This window comes from Asticcacaulis sp. P2_B1, assembly GCF_056404915.1.
This window is the reverse complement of the sequence record NZ_JBFUDD010000004.1, coordinates 315,003-333,224: the sequence shown is the minus strand read 5'-3', so window position 1 is coordinate 333,224 and position 18,222 is coordinate 315,003. Positions and strand designations below refer to the sequence as shown.

Annotated in this window: 14 protein-coding genes; 8 read left to right on the top strand and 6 right to left on the bottom strand. The window is 61.4% G+C overall.

Features of this window, described 5'->3' with window-relative positions; translation table 11 throughout:
- Positions 1-86 precede the first annotated feature (86 nt).
- Together recR and AC1DX3_RS13390 are read left to right on the top strand one after the other, a co-directional pair.
- Entirely contained in the window at positions 87-689 is a 603-nt protein-coding gene (gene recR, locus AC1DX3_RS13395; RefSeq protein WP_476989806.1) for a recombination mediator RecR, read from the top strand.
- Between the two features lie 350 nt (positions 690-1,039).
- Complete coding sequence (locus AC1DX3_RS13390; RefSeq protein ID WP_476989801.1) at positions 1,040-1,522, top strand: hypothetical protein; 483 nt, start codon at positions 1,040-1,042, stop codon at positions 1,520-1,522.
- A 316-nt stretch (positions 1,523-1,838) separates the two neighbouring features.
- Here AC1DX3_RS13390 and AC1DX3_RS13385 read toward each other — a convergent pair whose 3' ends face one another.
- From AC1DX3_RS13385 to AC1DX3_RS13375, 3 genes are all read right to left on the bottom strand, one after another.
- Positions 1,839-2,411: a hypothetical protein gene (locus AC1DX3_RS13385; RefSeq protein WP_476989800.1), complete on the bottom strand. Its 573-nt coding sequence runs from the start codon at positions 2,409-2,411 to the stop codon at positions 1,839-1,841.
- A gap of 394 nt (positions 2,412-2,805) precedes the next feature.
- A complete protein-coding gene (locus tag AC1DX3_RS13380) occupies positions 2,806-4,914 on the bottom strand; it encodes a beta-galactosidase (protein ID WP_476989799.1) in 2,109 nt (702 codons plus the stop codon).
- Positions 4,915-5,152: 238 nt separating this feature from the next.
- The gene (locus AC1DX3_RS13375) at positions 5,153-5,701 is read right to left on the bottom strand and encodes a VUT family protein (protein ID WP_476989798.1); all 549 of its coding nucleotides are present in this window, start codon (positions 5,699-5,701) and stop codon (positions 5,153-5,155) included.
- 175 nt (positions 5,702-5,876) lie between these two features.
- Here AC1DX3_RS13375 and AC1DX3_RS13370 point away from each other — a divergent pair, with 175 nt between their 5' ends.
- Genes AC1DX3_RS13370 through truA form a run of 4 tightly spaced genes read left to right on the top strand, consistent with a single transcriptional unit; the run spans position 5,877 to position 9,507 of the window.
- On the top strand, positions 5,877-7,169 hold the full coding sequence (locus tag AC1DX3_RS13370; RefSeq protein WP_476989797.1) for a DNA recombination protein RmuC: 1,293 nt from the start codon (positions 5,877-5,879) through the stop codon (positions 7,167-7,169).
- Positions 7,170-7,200: 31 nt separating this feature from the next.
- The gene (def, locus tag AC1DX3_RS13365) at positions 7,201-7,740 is read left to right on the top strand and encodes a peptide deformylase (RefSeq protein WP_476989796.1); all 540 of its coding nucleotides are present in this window, start codon (positions 7,201-7,203) and stop codon (positions 7,738-7,740) included.
- A 58-nt stretch (positions 7,741-7,798) separates the two neighbouring features.
- The gene (fmt, locus tag AC1DX3_RS13360) at positions 7,799-8,728 is read left to right on the top strand and encodes a methionyl-tRNA formyltransferase (RefSeq protein ID WP_476989795.1); all 930 of its coding nucleotides are present in this window, start codon (positions 7,799-7,801) and stop codon (positions 8,726-8,728) included.
- Positions 8,728-9,507, top strand: coding sequence for a tRNA pseudouridine(38-40) synthase TruA (gene truA, locus AC1DX3_RS13355; protein ID WP_476989794.1), 780 nt, complete (start codon positions 8,728-8,730; stop codon positions 9,505-9,507). Before fmt ends, truA begins: the two co-directional genes overlap by 1 nt.
- Here truA and dapE read toward each other — a convergent pair.
- On the bottom strand, positions 9,459-10,598 hold the full coding sequence (gene dapE / locus AC1DX3_RS13350) for a succinyl-diaminopimelate desuccinylase (RefSeq protein WP_476989793.1): 1,140 nt from the start codon (positions 10,596-10,598) through the stop codon (positions 9,459-9,461). The two genes, truA and dapE, sit on opposite strands and share 49 nt — an antisense overlap.
- Before the next feature lie 179 nt (positions 10,599-10,777).
- Here dapE and AC1DX3_RS13345 point away from each other — a divergent pair, with 179 nt between their 5' ends.
- The gene (locus tag AC1DX3_RS13345) at positions 10,778-12,055 is read left to right on the top strand and encodes an MFS transporter (protein WP_476989792.1); all 1,278 of its coding nucleotides are present in this window, start codon (positions 10,778-10,780) and stop codon (positions 12,053-12,055) included.
- On the opposite strand, the gene AC1DX3_RS13340 is transcribed toward AC1DX3_RS13345, so the two are convergent.
- Both AC1DX3_RS13340 and AC1DX3_RS13335 read right to left on the bottom strand, forming a co-directional pair.
- Positions 12,047-12,463, bottom strand: coding sequence for a DUF1801 domain-containing protein (locus AC1DX3_RS13340; protein WP_476989791.1), 417 nt, complete (start codon positions 12,461-12,463; stop codon positions 12,047-12,049). The two genes, AC1DX3_RS13345 and AC1DX3_RS13340, sit on opposite strands and share 9 nt — an antisense overlap.
- Before the next feature lie 13 nt (positions 12,464-12,476).
- Positions 12,477-13,961 (bottom strand): peptidoglycan DD-metalloendopeptidase family protein, encoded by a 1,485-nt coding sequence (locus AC1DX3_RS13335; RefSeq protein WP_476989790.1) that lies wholly within the window; start codon positions 13,959-13,961, stop codon positions 12,477-12,479.
- Positions 13,962-14,512: 551 nt separating this feature from the next.
- Between AC1DX3_RS13335 and AC1DX3_RS13330 the strand changes: the two genes are divergently transcribed.
- On the top strand, positions 14,513-18,055 hold the full coding sequence (locus tag AC1DX3_RS13330) for an intermembrane phospholipid transport protein YdbH family protein (protein ID WP_476989789.1): 3,543 nt from the start codon (positions 14,513-14,515) through the stop codon (positions 18,053-18,055).
- Positions 18,056-18,222 lie beyond the last annotated feature (167 nt).

Here is an 18,222-nt window from a genome sequence, read left to right as displayed (position 1 = left end):
TTTCTTGATCCTCCCCGCTTGCCGGGGAGGGGGACCGCGCCCGTAGGGCGTGGTGGTGGGGCCTCTTACTTTCTTTCGAGGCGCGCATAATGCCCGGCGCCGGACCCGAAATCGAACGCCTGATGGCGCTCCTCTCCAAACTCCCAGGCCTCGGCCCGCGCTCGGCCCGCCGCGCCACGCTCGCGCTCCTAAAACGGCGTGAACAACTCCTGATCCCGCTCACCCTCGCCATGCAGGACGCCTCTGACAAGGTCACTTCCTGCACCATTTGCGGCTCGCTTTCGACCCAAAACCCGTGCGCCACCTGCTCGGACCCATCACGCGACCGCACCATGATCTGCGTCGTCGAAGAAGACAGCGCACTCTGGGCCATGGAGCGCGTTGGCGCCTTTTCCGGCCATTACCATGTCCTCGGCGGCCTCCTGTCGGCGCTCGACGGCGTCCGCCCTGACGACCTCCGTCTCGACAGCCTGATCTCACGCGTCCGCGACGGCCATATCCACGAAATCATCATGGCCCTGCCGGCCACGGTCGAAGGCCAAACCACGGCCCACTATATCGCCGACCGCCTCAAAGGCTTCGGCAACCAGGTCACCATCACCCACCTGGCCCGCGGCGTCCCGGTCGGCGGCGAACTCGACTGGCTGGACGATGGGACCATTGCCCACGCCTTCAAATCCCGCCGGTAAAAGTCACCGGCTTTTGGCGATAGGCGTCGCAGTCGTCGCTAGCGGGTATGAAGTATACCCGCGTCGCTAGCCGGCTAGCCTCTCATCCAAAAACCGGGCCTTTTACACGCCGCGATGCGCGATAATCCAATAAAAAAGCTTCTCCTCCCTTGCGAGCGCAGCGCAGCGGGGGAGGTGGCGCGGCGCTCGCGCTCTTGCGCGTAGTCCGCGACGGAGGGGGCCACCGAGCAGTTCAACACATTCTAACGCAGCCGCGCCGGGCTCGACGACGGCACCACCTTCCGCGCTTTTAAGAGTAGAAGATAGCGGCCGGCTACGCTAATCTCACCGACCTAAGGGGGAGCTTCATCATGAAAATCATATCCACAACGGTTATAGCCGTCAGCCTCACTCTGGCTCTGACCGCCGCCCATACATCCGTCGCCCAGGACCAAACGGCCGCACAAAGCACCTCATCGAGCTCTTCAGAAGAAGCCGGCATGAGTGACGAAGACATGTCCGATCTTCTCGTCGCCCTCGGCGGTCAACCGGCCGATATCGACGCCCGCCTGGCCGAAGCCGCCAAACACCCTCTGGGCAGCAAGGAAAATCCCGTCCGGGTCGACATGCCGCGCGGCGAAGAAAACTATCTGAAACACCTGCGCTGCTCGGACGGCAAGGCGCCGAAGTTCAAGCGCCCGGGCAATGTCGGCATGGGCGTCTTCGGCCATATCCTCGATGTCTTCGACGTCACCTGCCGCAATGCGCCCGCACCCGTCGAAATCTATATGGACATGTACTTCCGGGACTATAAAGAAACCCAGGCTCCCGACGGATTTACGCTCAAAAACTAGGGCCTGATGATTGAATTTAGTCGCCGCATATGGTCCCTCAGCCTCGGCGGCGGCCAAGTTGGGAGCATAAGAGTAAGTAAAATCAATATCTTATACCGTTCCGGGACGGGGCGGTGGACCGCACGACGCGCGGTACGCTCTAGATGCTGTGGTGGGGGCCTTCAAGCTGAAAACCGACTCAAAGGCCTTTATTCAGCTGCTATTTATACGATGTGTGAATCGCCTCGCTGCGAAGCGGGGAGCTTAGCCCGGCCTTGCGGAATTGCGGCTCTCTTGGAAGCGCGCCTGAAGCGCCCAATGATTGGAAAGGCGAAGGTTACATGCCATTGACCAAGGCACGAGCGAAAGCCCCTCGCACCGTTTCTGTATCCAGCGGCGCTGCGGCGCTCAATTCAGGGAATGAGCGGTTCTCTCGCGCGGCGCGGTTAAGGCGAGCAGCTTGCACGCCGGCGCGGTAACACGCCGCCAAGGTCTCATCCCGCGGCTCATTATTGACTGAAACTTGCTGCTCTTCGTTTGCTAGTCCATCGTGAAAGGCTGCGAAGACCTGCTTCCGCGCCGTAAAATACCCTGCGACAGGTTCAAGATCTTCGACGACCCTATCGATCAGCTTGGCTTCGTTCTTCGCGCCGAACCTGTGAAGCCATGTACCCGCAAGCCTGAGAGCGTCATCGATCCTTTTATCTTCTTTGGAAACGACTTCGACGGTCGCGGAGCATCCCTCGTCATAAATCGTCACCCATGCATCACTGACCTCGATGGAGTGAGGCAAGCCGTCCTCGAGGCGAAGGATCGCCTCGCCACCTACAGGTATTTCGAACGCGTCGCAGATAGGTTCGATGAAGATCGTGAGCGGTCGATCGTACTGATTTCTTATCGGGAGTCGCATGACCAATCCTTGGTGCAGGGTGTGAAAGGCCCCGAGGTCGCCGGAGCCAATTTGTTTGAGTCATGCAGAGATTGCTGCAAAGACATTCTCAGCGAGCAAGGAATCTGGCAGTAAACCCAGGCTCCGGACGGCTTACCCTCAAAAACTAAGGCCAAATCCGCAAAACTGGCCCCTTTTTCACATAATCCGAATTTTAATTGGATGAAATTGGATGAAAAAAACTCACCCAATTCAGATTCTTCGCCCAAACAGCCTACCGACGCCGATTCCGTCATCCAAAAAAGGCGAGATTTCCGCCACGAAAGATGCAAAAACCGGCTCAAATCGCCCTATCTGTCCGATTTCCCGGCCCTTAAGCGGCAAAACAGACCCCTTATGCGCGCCACTTTTTCACTCAACGTGCCTCTTCGAGAATAAACACACCCCACGGCGGGAGCGTCATCTCTGCATTTGATGCCACCTTTACCCCCGTCAACAGGTCCGACGCATTCCCAAACCGATAGACCATCGACTGAGGCTTGTCGGAATAGTTCAGCACATAGTGCAAGGTCCGCCCCTGGCCATTGACCCCGCTGCGGAGGATAATGGGGAAGGCGACCTCCTGGGCCACGCCCCACAGGCCGGCGCGTTTGACGGCGCCAGTGACGATCTTGTCGATAACCGCGGCGCTCGGCATAAAGCCGACATATTCGACCTGGCCCTTGCCGTAGCTGTTCAACGTCGCCGCGGCATATTTGCCCCATACCGGATGGTCGTAATAGGCCAGGGTCTGCGCCGTGGTCGGCGTCAAAAACTCCATCCATACCTTGGCCTCATTATCCGCCGGCGCCACGCCAAACGGGTTCCCCTTCAAACCGACATGGTCCGGCACGGTGAACTGGCTATAGCCCACCCCAGCCGCTTCGCTGATCAAACCGGGCTGGGTCACCGTCCGCACCTTGGTATTCTCGTCCGAAAAACCGCTCTTGAAAGTATAGACCAACTGCCCGCCGGCCTTGGCGAAGGCATTGAGCTTGGCGATCTCCGCGTCCGACGCCGCATACAGAGCCGGCACGATGATGAGCTTGTAGCGCGACAGATCCTGGGTCGAAGGATCGACCAGGTCGGCCTCGACATTCATCCGATAAAGCGCGTCGTAATAGGGCCGCAGCACGTCATTATAGGCCGTCTGCCCGGGCTTGAACGCATTGAACGCGTCCTGGGCGCGGTTGGAAAAATAGATGGCGACCGTATTGTCCTTCTTCAGGTTGACGATCCCCGGCCCGATCCGCTTCAGGTCCGCGCCGATGGTCATGGCCTCCTGATAGGTCGGATTGGGCGAATAGTCCTGAGTCAGCAGCCCGCGCCAGTAGGTTTCGGCGGCATTGGTGGTGGTCGCCCAATGCCAGTATTCCACCATATTGGCGCCGGAGGCAAAATGGCTGAAGGCCTGGAGCCGCAACTGGCCGGGATAGGGCGTCCATTCGGGAAAGCCCTGCGCATTGGTCTCGATGACGAGATAGTTTTGCCCGCCCTTCATCGATCGCGCCAGGTCGCCGCCAAAGGCGATCTCCGTGCCGGTGAGCTTGTCCTGGGTGAGGTGATAGATATCGACGCCGGCTATATCCAGCGCCTTCGCCGCCGCGAAATGATCGACCTGGGTCTGAATGCCATAGGACGCATTGCGCCAGTCGAGATCGAAGTTTTGCGTCACGAACTGATCGGGCCGCTTCAACTCATCGACAATGCCGGCCTGCCAGGCGAGAAATTCGGTGACCAGGTCGCGCTGATAGGCCGTGAAAGCATTCGACAAACTGGCATTGATGGAGCCGTCGACCGAAGGAAAATCTTCCCAGCTATTGATGCGGTTGCTCCAGTAGTTGAGACCATAGGCCTGGTTGAGATCCTTCAGGTCGGGAAAGCGCTCTTGCATCACCTTGACGAAGCCCGCCTGAACGGCGGGACCGCTGACATTATAGGGCTTGGTTTCGTTATCGACCTGATAGCCGATCACCGCCGGATTGTCGCGAACGTGGGCGATCATGGCGCGGATCGTCCGCTCGGCCGCCCGGCGATAGTCGGGATTGGTGATGTCCATGTTTTGCCGGACGCCATAGATATTCTTGCCGCCGGGCGTCGTCGCCAGCACATCCGGGTATTTCCGCGCCATCCAGGTCGGAATGGCATAGGTCGGTGTGCCGACAATGACCTTGATCCCGGCCTTGTCCATGGCCTTCAGGACGCGGTCGATATGGTTGAAATCGTAAACCCCTTCCTGCGGCTCCATGGTGCCCCAGGTCGATTCACCGATGCGCACGACGGTGATCCCCGCCGCCTTCATCATCCTGACGTCTTCGTCCAGCCGTTCATAAGGCGAATATTCGTCGTAATAGGCCACGCCATAAAGGACCGTGTCCATTTTCGGCGCGTGCGTTTCCGCCGTTGCCGCGCCGACCGCCGCAAACGCCATAAAGCCCACGGCCGCCATGGCGCCAATAAACCGTCGATAACGGGATGTCGTCATGGCGTCTGTTTCCTGTGCTGTTTCTTGGCATTTATTATGTCCGACAATATGGCCGATGACGCGATGCGTCAATGCTATTCATGCCGCCGCGCGGAGGCTCGGATTTGCGAAAAAGCGGCCACCTATTACCGTTTAGGAGGCTCTGCATTAGGACGCTGAAAATCGAATAGATTCAACAAAATATGGTGCGCTATGCCGCGGGTTGACTACTGCATAAGGCCGCCCGGAATGGGCGGGCTCAACCCGCCGCCAAAGCCGCCTTCTTTTCGCGGTGCTTCATCAGCAGGTAGACCACCAGACACCCCAGGAGCCGGCTGACGACCGAGGCCAGCAGCGACCAGATATTGAAAATGCCGGGGATGGAATAGCTGGCGATCCACAGGAAAACCGCCGCATCGATCGGCCCGGAAATACCGGCGGAGACGAAGATGCGCTTGGACAAGGGCAGCTTGGCAAAGGTGAACAGGGCCCAGTCAATGGTTTCGCTGATGGCGAAGGCGCAGGCGCTGGCAAAGGCGATCGTCGGATCGGACGTATAGACCGACAAAACCAGGCCTATAGCTAGGAAAATAAAGATCCAGTGGCCGATTTCGCGCTGGGCGAAATCCCTGACCACCAACACCAGGCCGGTCACCACCGTCATCGGATTCCAGTCGCCGCCGGTCGGCAGGTTGAAGGTCGGCACGTGCTCGAAACACCAGTTGATAAAGGGAATCAGCACCAGATAAAGATAGGTCCACGGCGTCTTGCCGATAATAACCTTGTGCGCCGCCGCCTTGAAATTCATCGCATTACCCCTTGCTCAAGCTAATACCAATGGCGAATGAGACTCATCGCCATTGGCAGCGGGCAAGCGCCCGCCCGAGCCGTTGCGAGGAGCCATGCGGCGCTTGAGCTCTAACAAGACTGGCAGCGATTCCGCATTCTTGCAAGCGGCCCAGAATCCAGCTAGAGAACAAGGCATGAACACGTCCACAGTCCTTATCATCGTCCTGCTTGGCGTAGCTGCCGTTTTCGCCGGCGCCTGGTTCCTCGCCTTCACCGAGACCAAACGTCTGCGTGCCCGCAACGAAGACCTGGGCGACAAGCTGATGACCGCCTCCAACGAACTGTCCCAGGTCAGGGAACGCGCCCGCGGGCTCGAAGACGCCCGCGCCGCCATGAGCGAGCAGTTCCAACTGGTGTCGCACCAGGCCATGCAGGCTTCCAGCGACTCCCTGCTGAAACGCGCTGAGGAATCCTTCGTTGCCCGCGAAAAGCTGGCCCTCGAACGCATGAACAGCAGCCTGAAACCGGTGGCCGAACACCTCACCCGCTTCGAAGCCCAGGTCAAGGCCATGGAAGAGGCCCGCGTCGGCGAAACCGGCGGCCTGAAACAACAGATAGCCGATATGCTGGCGGCCTCCCACGCCACCCGCGAAGTGACGCAAAAACTGGCCGGCGCCCTGAAACGCGGCGCCGGCGTCCAGGGCAAATGGGGTGAAGAGGTCCTGCGCAACGTCCTCCAGGCCGCGGGCCTGTCGGCGCGTTTCGACTTCGTCGAACAGCATAATCTCGATACCGACGAAGGCCGCCGCCGCCCCGACGTCGTCGTCAAACTGCCGGGCGACAAGTCGTCGGCCATCTTCGTCATCGACGCCAAGGTCAACCTGACGGCCTATCTCGGCGCCGCCGAAGCGACCGACGAGGCCATGCGCGAACTGCATATGCGCAACCATTCTCAGGCCATGCGCGGCCACGTCCGCGACCTGTCGGCCAAGGCCTATTGGGACCAGTTCAAGGACCAGGTCTCGCCTGATTTCGTCGCCATGTTCATCCCGGGCGACGGCCTGCTGGCCGCGGCTTTGGAATATGCGCCCGACCTGATGACCGAAGCCATGGACAAGAAGGTCATCATCGTCACGCCCACCACTTTGTTCGCCCTGTGCAAGGCCGTGGCCTATGGCTGGCGCGTCGAAGACCAGATGAAGAACGCCTCCCACATCGCCGAACTGGGCCGCGAACTCTATGCTCGCCTGTCGGTCATGGGCGGGCACGTCGCCGATATGGGCACGTCCTTGACCCGCGCCGTCGACAAGTACAATGCCTTTGTCGGTTCGTTAGAGACCAAGGTCCTGACCCAGGCCAAGCGCTTCGAAGATCTCCAGGTCGAGCACCAGGGCAAGACCATGCCCGACCTGCCGGCCATCGAATCCCAGCCCAAGGTGGCGGCCAAATTACAGGCCCTGGCGACCGCCGAAGACGAGCCCGCTTGATTTTTATACTGACAAATATTACATCCCGCTCATGGCCTTACGCGAAATCCTGACTGTACCCCACCCTGTCCTCAAGCAGGTGTCCAAGCCCGTCGATAAAGTCGACGACGCTTTGCGCGCCCTGATGGACGATATGCTTGAAACCATGTACGAGGCGCCCGGCATCGGCCTGGCCGCCGTGCAGATCGGCGAGCCCGTGCGCGTCATCGTCATGGACCTGCAGGAAAAACCCGAAGGCGCCGAGCCCGATGCCGAGGGTGTCAAGAATCCGCGCTATTTCGTCAATCCGGAAATCGTCTGGAAGTCGGAAGAGCTGGCGCCCTACGAAGAGGGCTGCCTCAGCGTGCCGGAAGTCTATGACGAGGTTCTGCGCCCGGCCAAGGTCAAGCTGCGCTATCTCAACTACCAGGGCGAACAGGTCGAGGAAGACGCCGAAGGCCTTTTCGCCACCTGTATCCAGCACGAGATGGATCACCTCGAAGGCGTCCTCTTCATCGACCACCTGTCGCGCCTGAAGCGCGACCGCGCCGTCTCGAAGGTCAAGAAGCTCAATCGCACCCAAGCCGCATAAGGCTTGCTCCGCCAAGCCTTTGCGTTTAGACCTCGCGCCGTAACCGAGGACCGAAGTCATGCGTCTTGCCTTTATGGGCACCCCCGAATTCGCCGTCAAAGCCCTGGCCGAACTGGTCGCCAGCGGCCATGAAGTCGTCTGCGTCTATACCCAACCGCCGGCGCCGAAGGGCAGGGGCCAGGTCCTCAGCCCGTCGCCCGTTCACCTGTTCGCCCAAAGCCTCGGCATCGAAGTCCGTACGCCGAAATCGATGAAGGCGCCCGAAGCCATCGCCGAATTCGAAGCCCTCGACATCGACGCCTGTATCGTCGTCGCCTATGGCCAGATCCTCAAAAAGGCCGTCCTCGATCACCCGCCGCTCGGCTGCTTCAACCTCCATGCCTCCTTGCTGCCGCGCTGGCGTGGCGCTGCCCCCATCCAACGCGCCATCATGGCTGGGGACGCCTTTACCGGCGTCGATGTTATGCGCATGTCGGAAGGCCTCGACGAAGGGCCCATCATCCTGTCGGGTCGCACCGAAATCACCGCCAAAGACACTTTCCAGACCGTCCACGACAAGCTGGCCCTGCTTGGCGCCTCGCTCCTGCCGGTCGCACTGGCGGCCATCGAACGCGGCGGCGCCAACGAACAGGAACAGGCCGGCGAAGCCAGCTATGCCAAAAAGATCACCCCCGAAGAGGCCCGCATCGACTGGTCGCGGCCGGCGCGCGAGCTTGATTTCCATATCCGCGGCCTGTCACCCTTTCCCGGCGCCTGGACGATCGTCGACACGCCCAGGGGCGAACAACGCCTGAAGGTCCTGATGTCGCGCACCTCCGATCTGGCGACCGGCGAGGCCGCCGGCACCCGCCTGCTCGGCGGCCTGAAAATCGCCACCGGCGACGGCGTCATCGAGTTGCTGCGTGTCCAGCGTGAGGGCAAGGCCGCGCAAGACGCCGCCGACTTCCTCAATGGTGGCTTGCTACAGCCCGGCGATCGGTTGCGATAGTGCCACGTTACCGCCTGCTCATCGAATATGACGGCCGGCCCTATTGCGGCTTCCAGGCCCAGGGCGATCTGCCGACGGTTCAGACCTCGCTTGAAGCCGCCATCTTCAAATTCACCGGTGAACACTTGCGCCTGACGACCGCTGGCCGCACCGACACCGGCGTCCATGCCACCGGCGCCGTCGTCACCTTCGACCTCGTCAAGACCTTTCGGCCGAAAGTCGTGCGCGACGCCATCAACGCCCACCTGTTCCCAGAACCGATTTCCGTGCTCGAAGCCTCCGAAGTCGACGCCGAATTCTCCGCCCGCTTTTCAGCGACTGGGCGGATGTATCTCTATCGCATCCTTAACCGCGAAGCCCCGCCGGCGCTCGATCAAGGCCGCGTCTGGCACGTCAAGAAACCGCTCGATGTCGACGCCATGCGCCAGGCCGCCCAAGCCCTGATCGGCCAGCACGACTTCACCACCTTCCGCTACATTGCCTGCCAATCCAAGTCGCCGGTCAAGACCCTGGACATCGCCCGCGTCGCCCGCGTCGGGGAAGAGGTCCACCTGGTCTTTGCTGCCCGATCGTTCCTGCACCACCAGGTCCGTTCCATGACCGGCACCCTGGTCGATGTCGGCACCGGCCGCCGCGAGATCGGCTATGTCGCCCACGCCCTGGCGGCGAAAGACCGCAATCTTTGTGGCCAGGTCGCCCCGGCCCACGGCCTCTACCTGACCCAGGTGACCTACGACGCGGAACCGAACTTCGAGAAATACGCCTCGATCAAGGCCTGATAGGCATCGGTCAGGGCCTCTAAATCGGCCACCGGCACGCATTCATTGATCTGGTGCATGGTGGTCCCGACCAGGCCGAATTCGACGACGGGACACAGGTCGCGGATAAAGCGCGCATCCGATGTGCCGCCGGTCGTCGAGCGATCGGTCTCGATGCCGAAACGCTCGCGGATAACCTCGGCGATGACATCGACGAACGGCCCCGCCTCGGTCAGGAAAGCCTCGCCGGAAATGCGCGCCTGGCACTCGATCGCGGCGCCCGAAGCCCCCGCATGGTCGGCCGCCAAGCGTTCCATCCACACCGCCAACTCCGCTCCGGTATGCGCCGGATTGAAGCGGATATTGACCCGCGCCCGCGCTTCCTGAGGGATGATATTGGTCGTGGCATTGCCGACATCGATGCTGGTGATTTCGAGGTTCGACGGCGGGAACGACTCGTAACCGTCGTCCAGCTTCCGTCCCTTCAACGCCGCCAACAAATCGACCAGAATCGGCACGGGGTTCAAGGCGCGCTGCGGATAGGCGACGTGCCCCTGCTTGCCGGTGACGGTGAACAGGGCGTTGATCGAACCGCGCCGCCCGACCTTGATCATATCGCCCAAAACCGCCGATGACGACGGCTCGCCGACGATGCAATGATCGATGACCTCACCTTGGTCTTTCAACCACGCCACGACCTGGCGCGTGCCATCGACGGCATCGCCTTCTTCGTCACCGGTGATCAAAAACGACAGGCTGCCCGCAACCTCGACGCGTGACACAGCGGCGATCCAGGCCGCCACGCCGCCCTTCATGTCGACGGCGCCGCGGCCGATCACCGCCCCGTCATGGATCTCGGCGCCGAACGGGTCGTAACGCCACAGGTTGCGCACACCGCTCGGCACGACATCGGTATGGCCGGCGAAACACAGATTGGGCGCGGCCGTCCCGCGCCGGGCATACAGGTTCTCGATCTCGCCAAAACGCAGCCGCGTGCACGTGAAACGCAACCCCTCCAGGGCCGATTGTACCGTATCCATGGCACCGGCATCGACCGGCGTCACCGATGGCCGGCTGATAAGACTTTGGGTCAGTTTTACGACGTCGAGCATATATTCTTCCAAGGCAATGCCTCTTCGCACTGACTTGGCAAGGGCGACCGCCCGCCCGAGCCAATGCGAGGATTTCTTCGCGAAAAGACTATTCTCGCCATGAGTCTTCCTCTAAGAGCCTTTCTAGTCCGGGGGAAGACTCAAAATCCGCGCGTCTAAATAATCGAAGGCCTCTGCCTGTGTCCACGCCGCAATCCGTCCCGCCTGTCGCCGAAGCCCTGCCGGAGCCCGAAGACAACCGCCATCCCCTGCAAATCCCGGATTTCCGCAATTTCTTCTTGGCGCGCCTGTTCGGCGTGCTCGGCACCTCGGCCCAAAGCGCCGCCATCGCCTGGCAGGTCTACGAAATCGCCCGCCGCACCGAGGGCGTGGCGCAATCGGCGCTTTATGTCGGGCTGATCGGTCTGGCGCAGTTCATTACCCTGTTCGCCTTCACCATCCCGGCCGGCATTGTCGCCGATCGCCACGACCGCAAAAAGATCGTCAGCCTGGTCATGCTGGCGCAACTGGCCCTCTCGGCGGCGTTCTTCGCCTATTCGTTCTTGCCGCATCCGCCGTTCTGGGGCTTGTTTGCCTTGAGCGCCGTGCTCGGCGCCTTACGCGCCTACAGCGCCCCGGCCAGTTCCGCCATCGGTCCCATGCTGGTGCCGAAGCACATCCTGCCTAAGTCGATCGCCGTCAATTCCATGGCCTTTCAAACCGGCCTGATCGTCGGCCCGGCGCTCGGTGGCGTCCTGGTCGGCTTCTCGCCGCGTTTCGCCTACGGCTTTTGCGCCATCCTGGTGCTGATCGCCGCCGCCCTGGTCCTGACCATCCGGACACCCACCGCGCCCGACGCGCCCTCGGGTTCGAAAATGACCATGCTGAAGGAAGGCATGATCTACATCTGGAGCAACAAGGTCATTTTCGGCGCCATTTCGCTCGACCTGTTCGCCGTTCTGTTGGGAGGCGCCACGGCCCTCATGCCCATCTATGTCAAGGATATCCTCCAGGCCGGGCCCCAGATGTTCGGCCTGCTGCGCGCCTCGCCGGCCATCGGCGCCATCATCACCTCCTTCATCCTGTCCAACACGCCGATCCGGCGGCATGCCGGTCCGTGGATGTTCGGCGGGGTCGCCGTTTTCGGCCTGGCAACCATCGTCTTCGGCTTGTCGAAAATGATCTGGCTGTCCATCGCCGCCATGATCGTGCTCGGCGCCGCCGACATGATCAGCGTCTATGTCCGTGGCACCCTGGTCCAGATCGTCACGCCCAACGCCATGCGCGGCCGGGTCGCCTCGGTATCCTACCTGTTCATCGGGGCGTCGAACGAGCTGGGTGAATTCGAAACCGGCGTCATGGCGCGCCTGATGGGACCGATCAATGCGGCCCTGTTCGGCGGCATCGGCTCGTTGATCGTCACCGGCGTCTGGGCGAAGCTGTTCCCGCCTCTCTTCAGGGCGGACAGGCTAGAGTAACGCCTTGTCGCGATGATAGGTCAGGGCCGCGATGATGCAGGTCCTGAGCATCTCTTCCGGCAAAGGTTTCGCCACCGGCGCAAGAACGGCGCGATTGCCCTCAAAGCCAAGCGCGTCACCGAACAGGGTGCGAAAGCGCTCGACCAAATCCGTCTGGCAATTAAAATAGAGCGCGCACATATCGGGCGTCCTTGCCTTCCAATCCATGCGCACAGTGCTGCCGCTCTTGCTCTTGCTGGTCAGATAGGCCGGCTCGCCCCATTTCAGCGTTTCTTCCAAAAGGCCGACGCCGGCTGTCTCGGCGGCCGCGGCGAACACAAGCTCGCGCAGGGCCAGCATGTGCGGGCGCGCGGTTTCAGGATAGTTGGAAAAAACGGCGGCGACTTCAGGGCTGGCAAACGGCGTCACCGGCCCGGCAATCCTATTTCATGCCGCGGGTGGTCGACAGCGCCGGACGCAATGGCGCCAGGTTATTGGTCCGCACCGGCGTGGCCTCGGTCGCGGTCAACACCGTCGGACGGCTGGTCTGGTCTTCGTTTTCGAAGTGATAATCGCCGGAGTTCATCGCCAGGCTCTCATTATGGCTGTCGTCGCCCGAGCGCTTGACGTCGGCCATGGCGATCATGCCGTCGATTTCGCTCTTGCGGGCGCGGAAGGCGATCAGGTCGCCGCCTTGCAACATATTGCTGTCGGGAACCTTGGCGCTCTTGGGATCGATGGCCACGTGATCGTGCCAGACTTCGAAGTGCAGGTGCGGGCCGGTCGAACGGCCGGTCGAGCCGACATAACCGATGATCTGGCCCTGAACGACGTGCTGGCCCGGCGACACGGCGATGGCGGACATGTGGCCGTAACCCGTATCCCAGTCCTTGTTGTGCGAAATGCGGACCCAGCGGCCATAACCACCCCACCACTTGGCGTCCTGGACGACGCCGTCGCCGGCAGCCTGAATCGGGGTACCGATCGGTGCCGCGAAATCGATGCCGGTATGCATCTTGTTGAAGCCGAGGATCGGGTGGAAACGCATGCCGAAGGTCGAAGAAATACGCGCGCCATAGACCGGCGTGGTCAGCAGGAAACCTTTGATGTTCTTGCCGTTCTCGTCGTAAAACTCGATCGTCTTGTCGCCCTTGGGCTGGAAGGAATAGAAGCGATCGACGCCGCCCTTGGCTTCGATTTCGGCATAAAGCAGATTGCCCGCCTCGACGGTTCGGCCGCTTTCGGTGACCTTGCGGTCGAAGACCAGCTTGAAGGTGTCGCCCGATTGGATATCGCGTTCGAAGTCGAGCTTGTGGGCGAACAGCTTGACCACCTGGGCGGTCAGGGACGGCGTGGCGCCCAGCGCCGCGGCCGAGGTGAACAAGGAGCCGTCGATCGTGCCGATGGCGACGCGGCGTTCAGCGCGAATGGGCTCTTCCAGGGCGCGCAGGCGCATGACGCCGTCGCCATCCGTGGTCATGGTCAATTGCCGCGCCGGTCCGGTGCGCACGGTCAGGCCGAGAAGCTGTACCGGCAGGTTCGAGCCGGACAAGGGCTTGGCAATCGCGGCTTCGAGGCTTAAGCCCGCCTTCAGGCTGGCGACATTGAAGGAATTGGACAACAGGGCCACCGCCGTAGCGGCTTCATTGGGCGACACGCCCATGCGCGCAATGGCGTCGGCCAGGGTTTCGTTGCCGCGCAATGAAATGGGAACGTCGATCGGCTGGCTGTAGCCGGGGCGGGCGGCGGCTTCGGCATAGGCCTGGGTCTCCAGCGCCATGGCGGCCGTCGGATCCATCGGCGTGGCGAAACCCGTCACCGGCTGCAGCACTTGCCACAGGCCGAAGCCAGCCGTCAACGCGATCGCCGATGCGAAAATCATCGGCGTCAGGCGGACAGGTTGGCGGCGGGGATCGATTTGAGCCATGAATGCGGTACTGACAGTCCTGTTTAGCGGGCGAAGGCGAAATTCAAAGACGTATTCCGCCGCTCGCGGCGTTTCGACAAAGCTCCCTGAGGCAGTTTTTGTTCGGCCCCGTGGTATAGGCAGTCAGGCCGGACCACCGAGCTTGGGTGGCACCATGACCTGAGTCTTGGTGTTGCGAAAGGCTCCGTTTACGCCAAAATAAGGCCAAAATGAGGCACTTTTGCACCTCCCAAACGGCGTTTTCGGGTAGGGCTTTTAGCTCAATAAGGTTAAAATGAAGCTTAAGAATGGTAAATGAGGCGTTAACAAAACAGGCGACCGGATAGCCATGGTATGCGGTTGCGTGCTAACCGTCTCATTCGATGTGGAAAAATGGCGCAAATCGTAAGTGAGCCATAAAAAACACTGTCAAGCGAATTTGCGCCCGAATTCGGGCACAAACCTTACCTAGCGTGCGAAAAGAATCTGAAAGTGTCCACAATTTTTAACAAGTTTGCGTGATAGTGTACCGTTCCAAACATGGTTAGCGCAGAAGCCGTTTAAAAGACCGTATGAGCCCATCGCCCTCCCTCACCGACGACGAAGCCTTGTGGTTTCCCGTGCACACGAGCGCCGGCGACAGCTTTTCGCGTGGCGCCGGGCCTGACGGCGGCGCGCCGGCGGGTGACGACGACTCGATCGGCCTGCCGGGCCGTCCGCCATCGCGAAACCCCAAAAACGGCCCGAAAAACGGCAAAGGACCGCCCAAAAAAGGCGGCATCAAGGCCTCGAGCTGGCTATGGTTGACCCTGTGGGGCGCCGCCGCCATCGGTGTTGTCTCCTATGCCGCGCGCAAGGAAATCGCCGCCGAGGTCGTGCAATCCTGGCTGAGGGGGCAGGGCGCCAACGCCCATATCAAGTTCGACGCCTTAAGCCTCAGCCACACCACCGGCACCATCTATGTCGGCGACGAGGCCCATCCTGAGCTGCGCATCGACAGTTTCGACGTCGATTATAGCCTGAATTTTTTCGGCGGCGGGCAGCCCCTGGCGCGCATCAAGAACCTGCACCTGGTCAAGCCGGTCGTCCAGTTTTCCTATCTAAACGGCAAGCTCAACTTCGGCTCGCTCGATAAGGTGGTGCAAAACGCCCTGACGGCTAAACCGAATCCGAAGCAACTGAACGCGCCGCCACCTGAAGATATCATCATCGATGGCGCCGATGTCCGGCTCACCTCGGACTACGGCGTCGTACATGGCCGCGGCGACGCCAAGCTGCACAACGGCCTGCTCAGATACCTGACTCTGTCGGTGCCGAAAACCCATTTGCGCGGGCCGATGGGCGAGGGCGATCTCAATGCCGCCACGGTCACCGCCCAAAGCGTTGCTGCGCCCAATAATGGCGACCAACTTCATGTTGTCGCCAAGGTCGATGCCGACAGCTGGGACGTCAAGGGCACGGATGCGACCGAAGTCGCCGAACCGACACAACCGCTGCACCTGAAAGGCGTGGCCGTCAGTATCGATTCCCTGTTGCCCTATCGCGACTCCAAATCGATGGCCGAGGCCTTCACCGGCGCCATGTCCGGCACTTTTGCCTTCCGCGCCGACGACGCCGTCATGCCGACATCGTCCTTCACCGGCCTGGAAGCCAATCTCGATCTCGACGGCCAGATCAAGTCGAGCCTGACCGGCAGCAGCTTTACCGGCAAGTCCCGCCTGCTGGCGCGCGCCGACGCTATCCAGTCGGGCGATCTCGACAGCCGCGATGTCCAGATCAACGGCGATCACCTGGCCCTGACCGCCGGAATCGAAGGCGCCCTGACGAGCCTTAATCTGCAAGGTCCTGTGACCGGTGACATCGGCGCCTTCAAGCAAGGCGACCTGGCCTTCAACCATGCCCATATCAACCTGACCGACCTGCACCTGACCTCGGGTGCCGACGGCGCGGCCGCCACGTTCAAGGGTGGCATGACGATGCAGCATGCCGGCATGACCGACCTCAGCCTTGACGCTGTGACCGTAGCCCTGTCCGGTAGCGGTCAAAGCGACACGTCGGGCGCCTGGAACTTGAACCTGCACAACGATGTCGCCAGCGACCGCGGTTCCTACAAGGCCCTGAAACCCATGGTCGCCGCGCGTGTCCAGGCGCGGGCCGATCTGCTCAAAAAGCCGGCGCCGGGCGCCCCGACCGCGCCGCCGGAAGACATTATCGTGGTGTTGGACCGCGCGTTCGAACGCTTCAGCCTGCGCATGAAGGGCCTTGATATTGCGCTCAATGGCTCGGCCGACGGCGTACGCAGCGATGTCCGCCTGAAGAACGGCGCGCAACTGGCGCTGAACGGCGGCGGAACGGCTGTTCTAACCTCCGTCGCCGGCAAACCCTTCCTGTCGAGCGGCCAGGCTGGGGCGTTCGGCATAGCTTTGAGCGGTGGCGACTTGCCGCAAATCGACGCCACGGTCGACGGTTTCGCCAGCGATCCGCGCAGTGGCGCCCTGGCCGGCAATTTCCACGCGATGGCGGGCCTGACCTTCGACCCCGTGCGCGACATCCGTGTCGACGGCAGCGGCCGTTTCACCCTGTTGAACGGCAATTTCGACGTCACGCTCAAGGACGGCGCCACCTTTACCGCCGGATCCGCCGAACTGGGCGACCATATGACCGACCTGTCGGCCAATCTGAGCCAGACCGGGCCGCTGTTCTTCCACTACAGCCCGACCGGCTGGGCGGCGCATGGCGCCTTCAGCAATCTGGCCCTCAATGCCCCCAATGAGATCATTCACCTGGCCGGCGGTGCTGGGACGTTCGAAGCCTTTACCATTCCCGGCAGCGACGCCGTCGGCCTGAAGGCCCATCTCGCCTCGTCCAGGCTAACCGACACCTCGCCGGCCGGTGCCACGCGCTTCAACCCGCTGATTATCTATGGCGATCTGAATCAGAACGCCAAGGCCATGGCGGGCCGCTTCACCGCCGCCACGCCATCGGTCAAGGACGCCAAGGGCCAGCCCTTCCCCATCGCCGCCATCAATCTCGACAACGACAATGCTGCGGGCACAGGCAGCCTGTCGTTCCGGACGCTAGACCTGAAGTTCGATCCGTCCGGCGTGCAGCCGTCCTATCTCAGCCCGCTGGTCACCGTCCTGATGAGCAAGGATGTCAGCGGTAGCCTCGACTTCACCGGCGCCTTCAACTGGACCAAGGATACGGCCAGCTCCGGTGGCCTGCTCAAGCTGAATGGCTTGAACTATACCGGCGCCACTGGCGTGTCCCAAGGCTTGAAGGGCGAGATCGCCTTCAATTCGCTGGCGCCCCTGACCTCCGAACCCGGTCAGCTGATCACCATCGACACCATGCAGATCGGCGTTCCGCTCAACAATCTGAACCTCAGCGTCCAGTTCCTGGCCGACCGCATCGCGCTGGAAAAGGCCGTGGTCGAAAGCCCGGGCGGCCCGGTTATCCTGGAGCCGATGGCGATCCCGCTCGACGGCAAGTCCGACATCACCGGCGCTCTCAGCTTCAACGGCCTCGATTTCGGCAAGATCATCGCCGCCACCTCGCTGGCGACCAGCATGACCTTCCAGGGAAACCTGAGCGGCCGCTTGCCGTTTACCGTTTCCGGCGGCCATATCACCTTCGTCGACGGCCATATGGCGTCCGACGCGCCCGGCCAGATATCGGTCAAACGCACCGCGGTCACAGCGCCCGGCGTCGCCACCGGCACGGTCACGACCGACGCTCCGCCGGCGACGGCCGCCCTTGCCGCGGCCAATGCCAATGCCGCCGCGGCCTCGGATCCCAATTTTAATCCGTTCCAGGACCTGGCCTTCCAGGCCATGGAATATGTCACCTACGACCAGATCGATGCCAAGCTGAACTCGCAAAAGGGCGGCATCCTCGATGTCAATTTCCACATCAAGGGCTATTTCGATCCACCGCAAAAGCAGAAGGCGACCATCTCCCTGTTCGACTATGTCAGCGGCGCGTGGATGAAGAAGCCGATCAAGCTGCCGTCGAAGACCCCGGTCGAGCTCTATCTCGACATCCCGGTCAATCTCGACGAAATTCTCAATGATCTGGCGCAGTTTAACGCCAATACGGCCACCAAGCCGCAATAAGCAGGCTTCTTGCGGCCGGGAGCGTTGCACGGAAATTTCCCCATTCCGTTCAGCCACGGTTCAGCCTATATCTGTTTATATAGTACCCATGAGATAGTTTTTGCTTTGCCGCACTTCTTATCCGAAAAGTGGCGTCCACTTTTTCGGGAAGTGCTTAGTCAGGTTCA